Source organism: Aeromicrobium sp. P2_G6, assembly GCF_056403535.1.
The window spans coordinates 710,834-725,827 of record NZ_JBFUFH010000002.1 but is presented as its reverse complement, the minus strand read 5'-3'; the positions used below and the strand labels follow the sequence as shown (position 1 = coordinate 725,827).

The 14,994-nt window shown below is 67.9% G+C and carries 14 protein-coding genes and 1 tRNA gene; 5 read left to right on the top strand and 10 right to left on the bottom strand.

The features are described from left to right. Window positions 1-22 precede the first annotated feature (22 nt). The 4 genes from AC1DVU_RS10090 to AC1DVU_RS10075 form a co-directional block, all read right to left on the bottom strand. A complete protein-coding gene (locus AC1DVU_RS10090; RefSeq protein ID WP_476922295.1) occupies window positions 23-2,131 on the bottom strand; it encodes a RecQ family ATP-dependent DNA helicase in 2,109 nt (702 codons plus the stop codon). A 76-nt stretch (window positions 2,132-2,207) separates the two neighbouring features. Next, the gene (locus AC1DVU_RS10085; RefSeq protein WP_476922294.1) at window positions 2,208-2,987 is read right to left on the bottom strand and encodes a putative protein N(5)-glutamine methyltransferase; all 780 of its coding nucleotides are present in this window, start codon (window positions 2,985-2,987) and stop codon (window positions 2,208-2,210) included. After that, window positions 2,974-3,492 carry a hypothetical protein gene (locus AC1DVU_RS10080; protein WP_476922293.1) on the bottom strand — a complete coding sequence of 173 codons (519 nt, stop codon included), beginning with the start codon at window positions 3,490-3,492 and terminating at the stop codon, window positions 2,974-2,976. The genes AC1DVU_RS10085 and AC1DVU_RS10080 overlap by 14 nt, the downstream gene beginning before the upstream one ends. Beyond that, window positions 3,471-3,791 (bottom strand): hypothetical protein, encoded by a 321-nt coding sequence (locus AC1DVU_RS10075; RefSeq protein ID WP_476922292.1) that lies wholly within the window; start codon window positions 3,789-3,791, stop codon window positions 3,471-3,473. Before AC1DVU_RS10075 ends, AC1DVU_RS10080 begins: the two co-directional genes overlap by 22 nt. A 132-nt stretch (window positions 3,792-3,923) precedes the next feature. On the opposite strand from AC1DVU_RS10075, the gene AC1DVU_RS10070 reads away from it, so the two are divergent. After that, window positions 3,924-4,355, top strand: a complete 432-nt coding sequence (locus AC1DVU_RS10070; RefSeq protein WP_476922291.1) for a CBS domain-containing protein — start codon at window positions 3,924-3,926, stop codon at window positions 4,353-4,355. Between the two features lie 72 nt (window positions 4,356-4,427). On the opposite strand, the gene AC1DVU_RS10065 is transcribed toward AC1DVU_RS10070, so the two are convergent. From AC1DVU_RS10065 to AC1DVU_RS10055, 3 genes are all read right to left on the bottom strand, one after another. Then, a tRNA-Val gene (locus AC1DVU_RS10065) sits at window positions 4,428-4,501 on the bottom strand. Between the two features lie 162 nt (window positions 4,502-4,663). Continuing rightward, window positions 4,664-5,125 (bottom strand): peroxiredoxin, encoded by a 462-nt coding sequence (locus AC1DVU_RS10060; RefSeq protein ID WP_476922290.1) that lies wholly within the window; start codon window positions 5,123-5,125, stop codon window positions 4,664-4,666. A gap of 31 nt (window positions 5,126-5,156) precedes the next feature. Beyond that, on the bottom strand, window positions 5,157-5,543 hold the full coding sequence (locus AC1DVU_RS10055; RefSeq protein WP_476922289.1) for a DUF3052 domain-containing protein: 387 nt from the start codon (window positions 5,541-5,543) through the stop codon (window positions 5,157-5,159). Window positions 5,544-5,670: 127 nt separating this feature from the next. Here AC1DVU_RS10055 and aceE point away from each other — a divergent pair, with 127 nt between their 5' ends. Beyond that, window positions 5,671-8,427: a pyruvate dehydrogenase (acetyl-transferring), homodimeric type gene (aceE, locus tag AC1DVU_RS10050; RefSeq protein WP_476922288.1), complete on the top strand. Its 2,757-nt coding sequence runs from the start codon at window positions 5,671-5,673 to the stop codon at window positions 8,425-8,427. 56 nt (window positions 8,428-8,483) lie between these two features. Continuing rightward, on the top strand, window positions 8,484-10,064 hold the full coding sequence (locus AC1DVU_RS10045) for a phosphatase PAP2 family protein (protein ID WP_476922287.1): 1,581 nt from the start codon (window positions 8,484-8,486) through the stop codon (window positions 10,062-10,064). On the opposite strand, the gene AC1DVU_RS10040 is transcribed toward AC1DVU_RS10045, so the two are convergent. Next, complete coding sequence (locus AC1DVU_RS10040) at window positions 10,057-11,010, bottom strand: alpha/beta fold hydrolase (RefSeq protein ID WP_476922286.1); 954 nt, start codon at window positions 11,008-11,010, stop codon at window positions 10,057-10,059. The two genes, AC1DVU_RS10045 and AC1DVU_RS10040, sit on opposite strands and share 8 nt — an antisense overlap. Window positions 11,011-11,096: 86 nt before the next feature. Between AC1DVU_RS10040 and AC1DVU_RS10035 the strand changes: the two genes are divergently transcribed. Next, window positions 11,097-11,918 (top strand): acyl carrier protein, encoded by an 822-nt coding sequence (locus AC1DVU_RS10035; RefSeq protein WP_476922285.1) that lies wholly within the window; start codon window positions 11,097-11,099, stop codon window positions 11,916-11,918. A 5-nt stretch (window positions 11,919-11,923) separates the two neighbouring features. Here AC1DVU_RS10035 and AC1DVU_RS10030 read toward each other — a convergent pair whose 3' ends face one another. Continuing rightward, complete coding sequence (locus tag AC1DVU_RS10030) at window positions 11,924-12,394, bottom strand: DUF3145 domain-containing protein (RefSeq protein WP_476922284.1); 471 nt, start codon at window positions 12,392-12,394, stop codon at window positions 11,924-11,926. 150 nt (window positions 12,395-12,544) lie between these two features. Here AC1DVU_RS10030 and AC1DVU_RS10025 point away from each other — a divergent pair, with 150 nt between their 5' ends. Continuing rightward, on the top strand, window positions 12,545-12,850 hold the full coding sequence (locus AC1DVU_RS10025) for a GNAT family N-acetyltransferase (RefSeq protein ID WP_476922283.1): 306 nt from the start codon (window positions 12,545-12,547) through the stop codon (window positions 12,848-12,850). Here the strand turns inward: AC1DVU_RS10025 and AC1DVU_RS10020 are convergent. Further along, a complete protein-coding gene (locus tag AC1DVU_RS10020; protein ID WP_476922282.1) occupies window positions 12,847-14,901 on the bottom strand; it encodes a PhoX family protein in 2,055 nt (684 codons plus the stop codon). The two genes, AC1DVU_RS10025 and AC1DVU_RS10020, sit on opposite strands and share 4 nt — an antisense overlap. Window positions 14,902-14,994 lie beyond the last annotated feature (93 nt).

The following is a 14,994-nucleotide window of genomic DNA, read 5'->3' as shown; positions in this document are numbered from 1 at the left end:
GACCGCACTCTAGCGAGGGGATTCAGGCGACGACTGCGAGAGCGAGCGGGAGCACCGATCCGGCCCCGGCGCGGCGGAGCTCACGGGCCGCGACCGTCATGGACCAGCGGCTGTCGATCCGGTCGTCGATCAGCAGCACGGGTTGACCGCCGAGTGCCGCGAGCCCCGCAGCGAGCTCGTTGCCGACCCCGAACGTTCCCCACACGTCGGCGAGCCGGTAGGCGCTGTTGCCACCCGGGCCGCCGCGCGATCCCTCGCCGAGGAGATCCAGCGTGCCCAGGTCCTCCAGCCGGCCGATCCGGGCGATCCCGCGGGCCAGCGAGTCGACGAGCTGGGGTCGGGACCGGGACGGCATGCTCACCACGGCGGCCGGCCGCTGTGCCCAGTCCCAGTCCTTGAGGACGCGCACGCAGGCGCCGAGCAGCTCGTCGGTCACTGGCGCGTCGTCGACGCCGGGCGAGAAGAGCTCACGCAGCACCCCTCCCCAGCCCAGATCGGTGAGTCGGGCGACCGCACGGCCCGGCTCGGCCCGTTCGTCCTCGGCGATCTTGCCCTTGGCCTCGACGCCGAGCCGGGTCGCGCCGGTGGGCCACTGCGCCCGGGGCTCGATCTCGACGCCGACCTTGTCGAGCGTGCTCGACGCGACCTGGGCGGCTTCGTCGGCAACGTCAGTCGGGAACCATGAGCCTGCGCAGTTGTCGCAGCGACCGCACGGCGCCGCGGTCGGGTCGTCGAGGTCGCGCTGCAGGATCTCCATGCGGCAGGTCGAGGCGTGCTCGTAGTCGAGCATCGACTTCTGCTCGGCGGCACGAGCCTCGGCGATGCGTTCGTAGCGCTCGCGGTCGTACGTCCATGGCTGGCCGGTTGCGACCCAGCCGCCTTGGACACGCCGGACTGCACCGTCGACGTCGAGCACCTTGAGCAGCAGCTCAAGCGGCGTACGCCTGATGTTGACGAGGGCCTCGAGTGCAGGCGTCGACAACGGCTTGTCGCTGAGCTCGCCGATCACGGCGGCCGCACGCTCCTGGCTCGGCATCGACGAGGTGGCGAAGTAGTGCCAGATCTCGGCGTCCTCGCGCCCCGGGAGCAGGAGGACCTCGGCGTTGTCGGTGGCGCGCCCGGCACGACCGACCTGTTGGTAATAGGCGACCGGGGACGACGGTGCACCCAGGTGGATGACGAAGCCGAGATCGGGCTTGTCGAAGCCCATGCCGAGCGCGCTGGTCGCCACCAACGCCTTGAGCTCGTTGTCCTTGAGCTGCCGTTCGAGCTCCTCGCGCTGCTCGGGGTCGGTGCGTCCGGTGTAGGCGCGCACGGCGTGCCCGCCCTCACGCAGGAGCCGCGCGGTGTCCTCGGCGGCCGAGACCGTCAGTGTGTAGATGATGCCGCTGCCCGGCAGCTCCGCGAGGTGGCTGAGCAGCCAGCCGAGCCGGTCGCGGGACCCCGTGAGCTCGAGCACGCCGAGCCGCAAGGACGTACGCGCGAGGGAGCCGCGGATCGTCGCCACCTGATCGACCGAGCCGAGCTGCTCCGCGACGTCGGTGACGACCCGGGCGTTGGCGGTCGCGGTCGTCGCGAGGACCGGCAGGTCGTCCGGCAGCCGGCCGATCAGCTCGGAGAGCCGGCGGTAGTCGGGGCGGAAGTCATGACCCCAGTCGGAGATGCAGTGCGCCTCGTCGACCACCAGCATGCCCATGCGGTCGATCAGCGCCGGCAGCTGCTCGTCACGGAAGCGCGGGTTGTTGAGCCGCTCGGGCGACACCAGCAGGATGTCGACCTCGTCGGCGGCGAGCTTGGCCTGCGTGTCCTCCCACTCGTGCGGGTTGGCCGAGTTGATCGCCACCGCACGAACGCCGGCCCGTGCCGCGGCAGCCACCTGATCACGCATCAGAGCCAGCAGCGGCGAAACCAGCAGCGTCGGACCCGCACCACGCTGCCGAAGCAGAAGTGTCGCGATGAAGTAGACCGCAGACTTGCCCCAACCGGTCCGCTGCACGACGAGCGCGCGGCGCCGGTCGTCGACGAGCGCCTGGATCGCCTCGAGCTGCCCATCGTGGAAGACCGCGTCGCCACGCCCGGTCAGCTGCCGAAGGGCAGTGGTGGCGTCCAGCTCGGTGCTCGTCGAAGTCATGACCCCACTGTGTCAGCCGACCCCGACACCAGCTCTGCCCGGCGGCCGACGCTGTGGACAACTGTCGGCAAAAGATTCAGCCCGCGCGTGCGCCGATCACTACGGTTCCGTCGATGTCTTCTGCCCGGCGCACCTCGGCGGTCAAGCTGCCGGAGAGGAATGCCTCGACCGTACGATCTGCCTGTTCACGGCTCGTCTCGATCAGCAGGTGGCCTTCGGGCGCCAGCCACTCGCCTGCTTCGGCGGCAACCCGCCGCTGGATGTCGACGCCGTCCGCTCCCCCGTCGAGCGTGATGTGCGGCTCGTGCTCTCGCGCCTCGGGCGGCATCAGCGCAATGGCGTCCGTCGGGACGTACGGGGCGTTGACGACGATCAGGTCGATCCGGCCGCGCAACGAAGCAGGCAACGGCTCGTAGAGGTCTCCCGCGAAGACCCGACCGCCGAGCGGGTCGACGTTGCGGCGCGCACAGCGTACGGCCGCTGGCTCGATGTCCGACGCATACAGCTCGACGCTCTCGACGGCGGCGTGGATCGCGACACCCACGGCGCCGGTGCCACAGCAAAGATCGAGGACGACGGCGCCGGGTCGCGCCAGGGCCACGGCTTCACACACCACCGCCTCCGTACGTCTCCGCGGCACGAAGACCCCGGACTCGACCACGATGCGCTGTCCGCAGAACTCGGCCCACCCGACGATGACCTCCAGCGGCAGCCCGGTGACCCGCTGCTCGACCATCGACTCGAGCTCGTCGGGCGTCTGGGCCTCAGCGACCAGCAGCTCGGCCTCGTCCTCGGCAAAGACGCTGCCCGATGCGCGAAGCCGCGTGACGACGCTGTCCAGGTCAGGGTTGGGCATCGATCCACACACTCGCGTGGCTCGTGTCTCTCGACATGCGGATCTCCCAGCAGCCGGGCTGGTCGAGCTTGAAGCCGGTCCCCCACTCGTCGCCGGGCCGGTGGTACGTGCTCCCGCCGTGGGCCTCGGGTCCCCAGGCGAGCGCTTTGCGGTGCCCGTCCGGATCGATCAGGCGTACGGCCAGGTCTCCCTTGCCGGTCATGCGCCACGCGACCTTGATGTCGACGTCGACCCTCAACGGCTCGTCGGAACGCACGAACGCCAGGCCGTAGAGGCTCGTGCCGCGCTCCTCCGGCGTGCCCTGGAGCTCCATCGAGCTGAACGGCGATGCCGGCTTGCAACCCGGCTGGCCGAGAGGGCCGAGGCTCGGCGTCGGGTATGGCGTGGTCGTCACAGCAGGCGTGGAACGCGTAGCCGGCTCGGAGTCCGTGCAGCCTGACAACGCGGCGACCGCGCACAGCACGGCGACAACGCCGCGTACGCTCATCGCGCTCCGCTGACCCACACCACGAATTGTGCCTTCCGCGTGCTGCTCAAGGCGGCGATCACCTGGTCGTTGTCGAACCCCGGGAGCGCCTGGAACCGTCTCAGCAGCGGCTCGTCCACGTACGAACCGGGCAGGGCGACACCCGTGCACCGGTCAGCGCCGAACAACATCCAGAACAGGTCCTCGCTGAACGGTCCGTTGGCAGTCGTCGCGATGCGAATCTCGGTGAGCTCGGCCCATCGGACGCTCTCGAGGCTGCCGTCCACCAGGACCCGCTGCACCCCGTCAGCATCGATCTCGATGTAGTCGGGAGCCATATCAACATGGTTCCACAGCAGGACGACGCCTTGTCCGGAATCGAAAATGTGCCCGAACCCGACGCAATCGTTATCCCCGCGACCTCGTGGGTATGCCCTCCGGTGACAACGAACCATCGGATGGAGGAACTGATGACTACTGCACGAGACATCATGACCGGAGGCGTCGAGTGTGTGGACGTCGGCGAGACGCTCGTCCAGGCCGCACAGAAGATGCGTGACCTCGGCGTCGGCGCGCTGCCGATCTGCGGCGAGGACCATCGCCTCAAGGGCATGCTGACCGACCGCGACATCGTGGTGAACTGCGTCGCTGACGGCATCGACCCCAGCACCAAGACAGCCGGCGACCTGGCCCACGGCAAGCCCGTCACGATCGGCGCGGATGACTCGATCGAGGACACCCTCCACACCATGACGCAGCACGCCGTACGCCGCCTGCCCGTGATCGACGGTCACGACCTCGTCGGCATCGTCAGCCAGGCTGACGTCGCGAAGAACCTGCCCGAGGACCGCGTCGGCGAGCTCGTCGAGGCGATCTCCGGAGCACCCAGCAACGACGGCTGAGCCCGCGTGGAATGCGCCTCGCTCAACAGCAAGCGACCCCGGCCGATGAACAGGCCGGGGTCGCTGCCGATGTGGGCGAAGAGGGACTCGAACCCCCGACCTTCCGGGTGTAAACCGGATGCTCTAACCAACTGAGCTATTCGCCCTCAGGACCAGCGGAACGATACCGCAAGCGGCGCGCAAGAGCCGCATTCGCAGGTCGCCGGGACAGGCGGAACCGCGGCTGCCAAGGTCTCGGGTCCCTGGCAGCCGCGGCAGCTCAATCAAACCTCATTCGTGGGTGCGACCGCAGGTAATTTGGGAAGATTTCAGGAAAGTTCGGCCAGTGCAGCCCGGCACTCGGCGAGATCGCGCCGCTCGCCTATTCCCTTCTGCACCATCCACCTCACGACCCCCTCCAGATCAATCACGTATGTCCCGCGGTTGGGCGCTCCGGCATCCTCGTTGAACGTGCCGTACGCCCTGGAGACCTCGCCGTGAGGCCAGAAATCGCTCAGGATCGGGAACGTATGCCCGTCGCGGTCCGAGAACGCCCTGTTGGCGAAGAAGTGGTCGCACGAGATCGCGAGCACCTGAGCGTTCTCGGCCTCGAACGCCTCGATGCCGTCGCGGATCTCAGCGAGCTCGTCAGTGCAGGTCCCGCTGAAGGCGAACGGGATGAACACCAGCACGACGCTCTGGTGACCTCGGTACGACGAGAGTGTGATGTCCTCGCCGTGCTGGCTCTTGAGGGTGAAGTCGGGCGCGACAGATCCAACGTCGAGGCTCATGTCTCGAGCCTATCGACGCCGCAACGCAGGCTCAGCGTTTGTGAGCCGTCAGACGGGTCGAGGCCCAGTCGTCCGAGGCCGACGACGTCGTGGTCGTCGACAGACCGGCGATCGGCGCTGCCTCCACGACATCGGCCCCGGGTACGTATCCGGGCCGACCCACCTTGGGAGTGAACAACCAGACCGAGCCACCCTCGGCGAGATCCTGGAGCGCATCGACGAGCGCATCGATGAGATCGCCGTCCTTGTCACGCCACCAGACGATCACTCCGTCGACGACATCACCATGGTCACCATCGACCAGATTGTTGCCGGTGACGCGCTCGATCTCGACACGGAGCTCCTCGTCGACGTCCTCATCCCAGCCAAGCTCCTGGATGACGGTGTCAGGACCGAAGCCCAACTTGCCCGCGTCCACCGCGATGTCTCCCTACGTTCGTGGAAAACCTACTGAAAAGTAGGTTCGTCAGCACTGTTGCCGCTAACACAGTAGCGAACCCGGGGTGGAATGATGGACACGTCCACAAGACTTCTAGGGAGCAACCATGCCGCAATCCGGCCCCGAACGACCGGCTGTCATTCACGAGGGTCTTCCGACCCAGTTGCCCGACATCGATCCGGACGAGACATCCGAGTGGGTCAGCTCGCTCGACGAGATGATCGACAGCCGCGGCCGCAGCCGCGCGCGCTACGTCATGCTCAAGCTGTTGGAGCGCGCCCGCGAGCAGAACGTCGGCGTGCCCGCGCTGCGCAGCACCGACTTCATCAACACGATCCCGCCCGAGCGCGAGCCGTGGTTCCCCGGCAACGAGGCGATCGAACGCCGCATCCGTGCCTACATCCGCTGGAACGCCGCCGTCATGGTGTCGCGCGCCAACCGGCCGGGACTCGGCGTCGGTGGACACATCGCGTCCTACCAGTCGGCCGCCAGCCTCTACGAGGTCGGCTTCAACCACTTCTTCCGTGGCAAGAACCATCCCGGCGGCGGTGACCAGATCTACTTCCAGGGTCACGCGGCACCCGGCATCTACGCCCGGTCGTTCCTTGAGGGCGGCCTCAGCGAGACCCAGCTCGACCGCTTCCGTCAGGAGCACTCGCACGGCGCGGGCAACGGCCTGTCGTCCTACCCGCACCCGCGCCTCATGTCGGACTACTGGGAGTTCCCCACGGTCTCGATGGGCCTCGGCGCGATCAACTCGATCTACCAGGCTCGCTTCAACCGCTACCTGCACAACCGCGGCATCAAGGACACGAGCCAGCAGCACGTGTGGACGTTCCTCGGCGACGGCGAGATGGGTGAGCCCGAGTCGCTCGGCGCCATCGGCATCGCGGCCCGCGAAGAGCTCGACAACCTCACGTTCGTGGTCAACTGCAACCTGCAGCAGCTCGACGGACCCGTGCGCGGCAACGGCAAGATCATCCAGGAGCTCGAGTCCACGTTCCGTGGCGCCGGATGGAACGTCATCAAGGTCGTCTGGGGACGTGAGTGGGACGACCTGCTCGCCCGCGACACCGACGGCGTCCTGGTCAACCAGATGAACCGCACGCCCGACGGCGAGTTCCAGACCCTGTCGGTCGAGTCTGGTGCCTACAACCGCGAGAACTTCTTCGGCCCCGACCCGCGCCTGCGCAAGATGGTCGAGCACCTGTCCGACGAGGAGATCGAGCGTCTGCCCCGCGGTGGCCACGACTACCGCAAGGTCTACGCCGCGTTCGACGCCGCCCAGAAGCACACGGGTCAGCCGACCGTCATCCTGGCGCACACGATCAAGGGCTGGCTGCTCGAGTCGTTCGCCGGTCGCAACGCGACCCACCAGATGAAGAAGCTCACCAAGGACGACCTCAAGGGCTTCCGCGACCGCCTCAACATCCCGATCTCCGATGCCCAGATCGACGGCAGCGACATCGCGCCGTTCTATCACCCGGGCGAGGACAGCGAGGAGATGCAGTACATGCGGGCCCGGCGCGAGGCGCTCGGTGGATCGCTGCCCAAGCGCGTCGTCAACCCGGTCAGCGTCAAGCTGCCCGAGGACAAGATGTACGACGAGCTCAAGAAGGGCTCCGGCAAGCAGCAGATCGCCACGACGATGGCCTTCGTACGCCTGCTGCGCGATCTCATGAAGGATCCCGAGATCGGCCACCGCATCGTCCCGATCGCGCCCGACGAGTACCGCACGTTCGGTATGGACTCGATGTTCCCGTCGGCCAAGATCTACAACCCGGCCGGTCAGACGTACGAGTCGGTCGACCGCAAGCTGCTGCTCGCCTACAAGGAGTCGGCGCAGGGGCAGCTGCTGCACGAGGGCATCAGCGAGGCCGGGGCGATGGCCTCGGCGATCGCGGCCGGCAGCGCGTACTCCACGCACGGCGAGCCGATGATCCCGGTCTACCTCTTCTACTCGATGTTCGGCTTCCAGCGCACCGCCGACTCGATCTGGGCGATGGCCGACCAGCTGGCCCGCGGGTTCCTGATCGGCGCCACCGCCGGTCGTACGACGCTGACCGGCGAAGGCCTGCAGCACGCCGACGGCCACTCGCCGTTGATCGCGCAGACCAACCCGGCGGTCGTGCACTACGACCCGGCCTACGGCTTCGAGATCAGCCACATCATGAAGTACGGCCTCGAGCGGATGTACGGCTCCACCGAGACGTTCCCCAACGGTGAGGACATCATCTTCTACCTGACGGTCTACAACGAGGCGATCAACCAGCCCGTCGAGCCGGAGGACGTCGACGTCGAGGGCATCCTCAAGGGCGCCTACATCTACCGCAAGGCGACCGGCGGCGAGGCTTCGGCACGCATCATGGCGTCCGGTGTCTCGGTCCCGTGGGCGCTCAAGGCCCAGGAGATCCTGGCCGCCGACTACGGCGTCGAGGCAGATGTCTGGTCCGTGACGTCGTGGAACGAGCTCGCCCGCGACGCCATCGCAGCCGAGAAGTGGAACCTCAACCACCCGGGCGAGTACAGCCGCATGCCCTACATCACGGTCAAGCTCATGGACACGTCCGCCGTGACGGTCGCCGTCAGCGACTACATGCGCGCCGTGCCTGACCAGATCGCCCGCTGGGTGCCCGGTCCGTGGCAGTCGCTCGGCACCGACGGGTTCGGCTTCGCCGACACCCGCGCGGCCGCCCGGCGTACGTTCCAGGTCGACGCCGAGTCGATCGTCGTGTCGGTGCTGCAGACGCTGGCTCAGCGCGGCACCGTACGGCCTGAGACCGTCCGCGAGGCGTTCAACCGGTTCCGCATCGACGACCCGACGGCCGTTGCCGACGTGCCCCAAGAGGGCGGCGACGCCTGACCTGGGAGTCAAACCCTCACAAGGACCTCTCAGGGTCGCCCAATAGGATGGCGTCCATGCGTCAACGGCCCTATCACTTCGCGGTGTGTCTCTCCATCGTCGTGGGGTTGGCGGCTGTCATCGCATCGCAGAAGTACGACGTCCCGTTGCGCGACCCTGATGGGTTCCTCGGACCGGCCTACATCCGCCTGCCCGTGATCGGCCTGCTGTTCTTCGCCGCAGGCATCGCTCCCCCGGCATTCAGGCGGTCCCGGCGTACGTTCACCGACACGCCGGAGTGGCGCCACTCACTCGACTACAGCTCGCCGATCGGGAGCCGGCTCCTCGACGCGTTCGTGACGACCTTCTTCTGGGGTCTCGTCGCGGGGATCGCGTCGATCGGGTGGAAGGCAGCGGAGGGGTCGACCGCGGGACGGGTGTCCGTCGTGGTCGTCGCCCTGGCGGTCGTGGCCAGCTTCGCTTCGCTGGAGCTCAGGAGTCAGACCACCACCGGCATGACGACGATCTCCCGCCTGACCGAGATCATCGTGCTCGACGAGTCGACCCTGCGCCCGATCTCCTGGCGCCGCGCCCTCGCTCGGCAGACTGTACGCATCGTGCTGCCACTCCTGGCTGTACGCGCCGTTGCGGACTACGCGCACCCCTACATTGGCGACTGGGCATGGCTCGGCGTCCTGCTCATCCCGCTGTGGCTCACGACCAACGGCGCCGACCGACTGGTCGCCGCGCGGCGCTTCGAAGCCAATCGCATGCCCGAAGACCTCGGTCCGCTGCGCGCCAGCCAGGACCGTCCGCAGCTGTTCATGTTCATGGACATCATCCGCGCGGAGTGGACGTGGAAGCGCGTCCTCTACATCGTGCTCGGGCTCGTGTCGTTCTACATCTGCTACGTCAGCTATCGAAACCTCAAGAGCGACCTGCCGCTGGCGCGCGCTGGGGTGCACTTCGACACGCAGATGCTCAAGATCGACTACTTCCTGTTCTTCAACCACAACCCGGCCCCGGTGCTCCACGACCTGTTGGGCACCGGATTCGCAGCCCAGGTGCTTTCGGTCATCTACGTGGCCTACCTGCCGCTGATCCCGCTGACGCTGGGCGCATTCCTGGTCTGGGGCAAGGACCTGTCGCTGGGCGCCTGGTACGCCACGGCACTCAGCCTCAACTGGGTGCTGGGTGTCATCAGCTACTACATCTTCCCGACGTTCGGCCCGGCCTTCGTCCAGCCCTCGATGTTCGCCGACCTGCCAGACACCAGCGCCGCGCAGCTCCAACGCAGCCTCTTCCGTGCTGCCACGAAGTTCTACGAGGACCCCGCGGGCGGCAGCACGTACGGCATCGCAGGCTTCGCCTCGCTGCACGTCTCGGTCGTGGTCTCGGCCGCGCTGTTCCTCCGTGCGACCAACCAGCGCAAGGTCGTGCAGCTGATCGGCTGGGTCTATCTCGGTCTTGTCGTGCTGGCCACGGTCTACTTCGGCTGGCACTACCTCGCCGACGACGTCGCCGGCGCGTTCATCGGCTGGGCGGCGGTGGTCATCGGCGCGTGGGCGACTGGCAACACCAAGCGACAACGCCGCAAGGAGCATGCCCAGCTTGAGGCTCCGCCACCGCTCGAGGCCAGGCCGGCCGTACCTAGCTGATGGCCGGCTCGACGGCTTCGGGAGCCGTCGGCACGCTCTCCAGCGTGTACTGGTCGCCACGGCGCAGCAGCGCCCGCCAGCGACCGCGGTGATATTGCGCCGGCTCGTTCGCCTCGATGAACGCCATCACGAGGCGACAGAACTCCTCCGGGTGGTCCTTGTGGGGGAAGTGTCCCGAGTCATTGAGAACGTGAACATCGGAGACCTGCGTCGGCGCGAAGTCTGCGTGCTTGGACGGTATGACCATGTCGTCGCGGCCCCAGACGACCAGCACCGGCATCAGGCGGGCCAGATAGCTGCGGTCCGTCATCGTGACGAACTGGCCCTTCCAGTTGAGGACATGGCTCGTGACTCGTTGGACGGCCCTGCGGGTCGCCGGGTCGGCCAGTGACTCGTAGATCCGGGCTACCTCGTCGAGGTCCCGCGTGGCGCTCAAGGGCGTCCGCGCGAGCGCTCGCATGGTGCCGCCCACGAGCGAGCGCCAGGGCCGGAACGTCGCTGCGGCGATCGCCGCGCTGCTGCCCGGCACCGTGAGGAAGCGGATGAGCGGGGTGACGTCCTTGCCGAGGCCACCGGTCGACACCAGCACGACCCGCTCCGTACGGTCGGGGAACTGGTAGGCGAACTGCATCGCGACGCCGCCGCCGAAGCTGTGTCCGACGACCGTCACCTTGTCGATGCCGAGCACCGTGAGCAGATCGCGCATGCCGTTGGCGTAGCCGCCGAGCGAGTAGTCGGCATCCGGCTTGTCGGACTCACCGTGGCCCAGCAGGTCGGGCGCGATGACCGTGTAGTGCTCCGACAGGGTCGGAATGACGTCGAGCCAGGTCGAGGAGTCGCACGCAAGACCGTGCAGCAGGAGCAGCGCGGGACCCGAGCCGGAGATGCGGAACGCCCGCCGGTAGCCGTGCACCACCAGGTACTGGACGTCCTCGACGCTTTCCATCCCGACATCCTAGGGCGGTCCTCTGTGAGCGTTCACGCACCCCTGTTCCGCGCGTGCTGGTCGACCTCGCTCGTTAGACTCGACGCGTGCCGTCTTCCTCAACCGTCCGCGAACAGCTCACGGACATCCTCGTCCGAGTCGTCGACTGCCCCGCCGACGCCGTCGTGCCGGAGGCAAGCCTCAAGGAGCTCGGCACCGACTCGCTCACGATCGTGGAGATGGCCGAGGAGCTCGGCCGCCGGTTCGACGTCTACCTGTCCGACGACACCGTCGACAGCCTCGTGACGGTCCAGGACGCGGTCGACGCGGTCGTACGCCATGACGGTTCCACGCCGCCTGCGCGCAGCGGCCGGGTGCCCACGACGTTGGAGTCCCCCGCGCCTCCGGTGCGCGACGAGGAGCACATACGCCGGCGCCATCTGGGCGAGCGCCTGGTCTTCTGGTTCGTGGCCATCGGCGTGGTCCTCGGAGCGGCGCTCGGATTCGGCGGGTCCGCCCTCATCGAGGCGTCCGGCATCGGCGCCGTCGACCTGCCGGCGATCAGCAACCCGACCACGGCCCCGACGACCGAGCCGACCACGACGGCGACACCTGAGCCCACCCAGACGACCCCGACCAACTCGAACGAGCCGGAGCCGACCATCAAGGTGTCCTCGCCCCAGGTTTCCCCGGGTGAGCGGTTCATGATCTCGGGCAAGTTCCCGGCCCTTGGCGAAGGCGCCGAGCTCCAGGTCCAGGTCAAGGACGAGGGCAGCGACTGGGACGACTTCCCGATCGAGACCACCACCAGGGCCGGCGGCAAGTTCAAGACCGAGCTCTACACGTCACGCACGGGCGAGCGACAGTTCCGCCTGCTCAACAAGAAGACCGACGAGGCGACGCCCGCAGTCACCGTGGAGATCGGCTAGACGCCCTAGATCACCTGGTGCAGCCAGCGCACGGGTGCACCGTCGCCCGCGTGACGGAAGGGCTCGAGCTCGGCATCCCACGCCGTGCCCAGCAATCCGTCGAGCGCCGTGTCCATGTCGACCTCGCCGAGCGCAACCTTGACGCGGAACGCCTTGATGCGGTCCTCCGGGATCAGGATGTCCCCGTGCAGCCCAGCCATGGCGTGGAAGATGCCGAGGGACGGCGTGTACGAGTAGCGGGCGCCCTCGCTGCTCGCCGTCGGCTCTTCGGTGACCTCGAAGCGCAGCTTGTCCCAGCCTCGGAGCGCCGATGCCAGCGCCGCGGCAGTGCCGGCCGCAGCCTGCCACGACAGCTCGGCACGATAGGTGCCCGGCTCGGCCATCTGCGGCACCCAGGCGATGTCAGGGGTGCCACCGAGCACGCCAGCAGCAGCCCATTCGACATGCGCGCACAGCGCAGACGGAGCTGAGTGCACGAAAAGAACACCCCGGGTCGGGGTGGTCGGCGAAGACATATTCATCGGTGCCTCCCTAGTGTCGCCTTCCCCAGCGTCTTGGGAGCACCTGAGACCATTGTGACGCATGTTCTCCTGTACGGACAACATCTCGGCCGAAGGGAATGTCGGATGACGACCACAGTGGCGGACAATCCCGCCTTGTCGAGGTTCGAGATCACGATCGACGGCGAGCTCGCCGGCTTCCTCGACTACCGCAAGCACGGCGAGGAGTACGCGCTCCCGCACACCCGCGTCTTCACCCAGTTCGAGGGCCACGGGGTCGGCAGCGAGCTGGTCCGCGGCGCGCTCGCCGAGATCGCCGAGCGCGACGGCACCGTGCTCCCCTACTGCCCCTTCGTCCCCAAGGTCATCCGCGACAACCCCGAGTTCCTCGAGCTCGTGCCCAAGGACCAGCGGGACACCTTTGGGCTCTAGCGTCCGCGGAGGCGGCGCTTCGGCCACACGGCGACGACCGCGGGACGGGGCACCGATCCGGGACCATCAGGCCAGGTCGATGCCGGGGCCTCGACCGATGCCCCCGAGACCTCACCGGGGTGCTGCACGCAGACCATGACCCGCTCCCGATCGACGTACGGACCACACGTCTCCGCACCGTTCGGCACGCTGAGGAACTGCTTGACCTGGCCGCGATACCGGCCCTCGAGCGCCAGCCCGAACAGTCCGTCGTGGGAGCCGAGCGCGTTGCCGTCCGTCGAGATCCACAGGTTGCCGTAGCCGTCGAACGCGAGGTTGTCGGGACACGAGATCGGCGACACCTGGCTCTTGTCGAAACCGGCGAAGTACGTCGCCGGGTCCTGCGGGTCGCCGCACAGCAGCAGCACGCTCCACCGGAACTTCGTCGCGCCGGAGTTGTTGTGCGACTCGGTGAGCTCGATGACGTGGCCGTTCTTGTTGTTGTTGCGCGGGTTGGCCTCGTCCGCACCGGCCGCGCCCGTGGCTCCGCGGTTGCTGTTGTTGGTCAGCGCGATGTAGACCTTGCCGGTGTGGGGGCTCGGCTCGACGTCCTCAGGACGGTCCATCTTCGTGGCGCCGACCTTGTCAGCGGCCTGTCGGGTGAACAGCAGCACCTCCTCGGCGGTCATGCCGTCGACGTACGAGTGGGTGCCGCGCACCAGCGGGATCCACTCCCCGCTGCCGTCGAACAGGCCGTCGTCCGGGAGCTCGCCGGAGCCGTCGACCTGACCTGAGTCGCCGGTGAACCTGGCGACATACAGCGTGCCCTCGTCGAGCAGGGTCGCATTGTGGCGGCGGGCGGCGGCACTCTGGCCGCGCTCCACCCGCTTGTCGGAGACGAACTTGTAGAAGTAGTCGAAGCGCTCGTCGTCGCCCATGTAGACAGCCACCCGGCCGTCGCTCGTGATGCGCGGCTGCGCCGCCTCGTGCTTGAACCGGCCCAGAGCCGTGCGCTTCTTGGGCGTCGAGTGCGGGTCGTACGGGTCGACCTCGACGACCCAGCCGAAGCGGTTCGGCTCGTTGGGCTCCTTCGCGATGTCGAACCTGTCGTCGAAGCGCTCCCACTTGCGCTCGGTAGCGGTGCCCGCGATGCCGTAGCGCTTGAGCCGCGCGGCCTGGACCGGCTCCGTCACCGTCGCCGCGTTGGCGAAGTACTGGTTGATGTTCTCCTCGGCCGTCAGCCAGGTCCCCCACGGCGTCAGCCCGCCCGAGCAGTTGTTGAGCGTGCCGAGCACGGTGCGCCCGTCAGGGTCGGCCTTGGTGCGTACGAGCGGATGCCCGGCGACCGGTCCGGTCAGCTCGAACGCAGAACCCGTGTGCAGTCGACGGTTCTTGCGGTCGCCGACGATCGGTCGCAGCGAGCCGTCGCGGTCCGACTCCTTGACGGCCACGACGCTCAAGCCGTGTGCCGCCCAGGCGATCTCGACCTGCTCACGCGTCGGGTTGGCCGCGTCGTACGCCGGGAACATCAGCGTCTCGCTGGTGTATTCGTGGTTGATCACGAGCAGCTTGGTCCCCCGCCCGTACGGCAGGAGGCCCAGGAAGTCGTTGTTGAACCCGAACTGACCGCGCTGCGCCTCAGCCGACTGCGCGTGGACGTCGAACGCCGGGACGCCCTTGAACAGCGGGTCACCCCACGCGATCACGACCTTCTTGTCGTACCCGGTCGGCACGACGACGTCGTCGATGACGTTGGGCGGCACGGTCGCGAACCCGAGGCCAGGCGCATACCCCTTCGCGAGGGTCTTGGTCGTCGTCGCTGCCGCTGCCGGCTGCCCGCCGATGAGGGTGGGCGCGACCAGACCTGCGACACCGACGACTGCGCCTGCCCGCAGCAGGCCACGGCGGGAGACCGCCGACCGCATCATGTCGCCGAAGTACTCGTTCTCCGAGCAGTTCGGCGCCGCCTGGGCGCACGCGTTGCCGCAGCGGTAGAGGCACGTCACCGAGGAGCGTCCCGGGCGGTGCAGAGACTGCTCGTCGTGCTTCTTGCGGGGTTCAATCGTGAACATGCGGGGTCCTCCCGAGGCGTCGGCGGTTGCTGACGACGACGCTAGAGGCGCCGATCGGCGCGCGGCCCAACGTCGGGTGAACGCTTGATGCAC

Excerpts from the sequence above, each read along its gene's own strand:
- AC1DVU_RS10075 (WP_476922292.1), bottom strand. The coding sequence starts at position 3,791 with ATGGCTCCCGACTACATCGAGATCGATGCTGACGGGGTGCAGCGGGTC.
- AC1DVU_RS10085 (WP_476922294.1), bottom strand. The coding sequence starts at position 2,987 with ATGCCCAACCCTGACCTGGACAGCGTCGTCACGCGGCTTCGCGCATCG.
- aceE (WP_476922288.1), top strand. The coding sequence starts at position 5,671 with ATGCCGCAATCCGGCCCCGAACGACCGGCTGTCATTCACGAGGGTCTT.
- AC1DVU_RS10045 (WP_476922287.1), top strand. The coding sequence starts at position 8,484 with ATGCGTCAACGGCCCTATCACTTCGCGGTGTGTCTCTCCATCGTCGTG.
- AC1DVU_RS10040 (WP_476922286.1), bottom strand. The coding sequence starts at position 11,010 with ATGGAAAGCGTCGAGGACGTCCAGTACCTGGTGGTGCACGGCTACCGG.
- AC1DVU_RS10020 (WP_476922282.1), bottom strand. The coding sequence starts at position 14,901 with ATGTTCACGATTGAACCCCGCAAGAAGCACGACGAGCAGTCTCTGCAC.
- AC1DVU_RS10070 (WP_476922291.1), top strand. The coding sequence starts at position 3,924 with ATGACTACTGCACGAGACATCATGACCGGAGGCGTCGAGTGTGTGGAC.
- AC1DVU_RS10025 (WP_476922283.1), top strand. The coding sequence starts at position 12,545 with ATGACGACCACAGTGGCGGACAATCCCGCCTTGTCGAGGTTCGAGATC.
- AC1DVU_RS10060 (WP_476922290.1), bottom strand. The coding sequence starts at position 5,125 with ATGAGCCTCGACGTTGGATCTGTCGCGCCCGACTTCACCCTCAAGAGC.
- AC1DVU_RS10090 (WP_476922295.1), bottom strand. The coding sequence starts at position 2,131 with ATGACTTCGACGAGCACCGAGCTGGACGCCACCACTGCCCTTCGGCAG.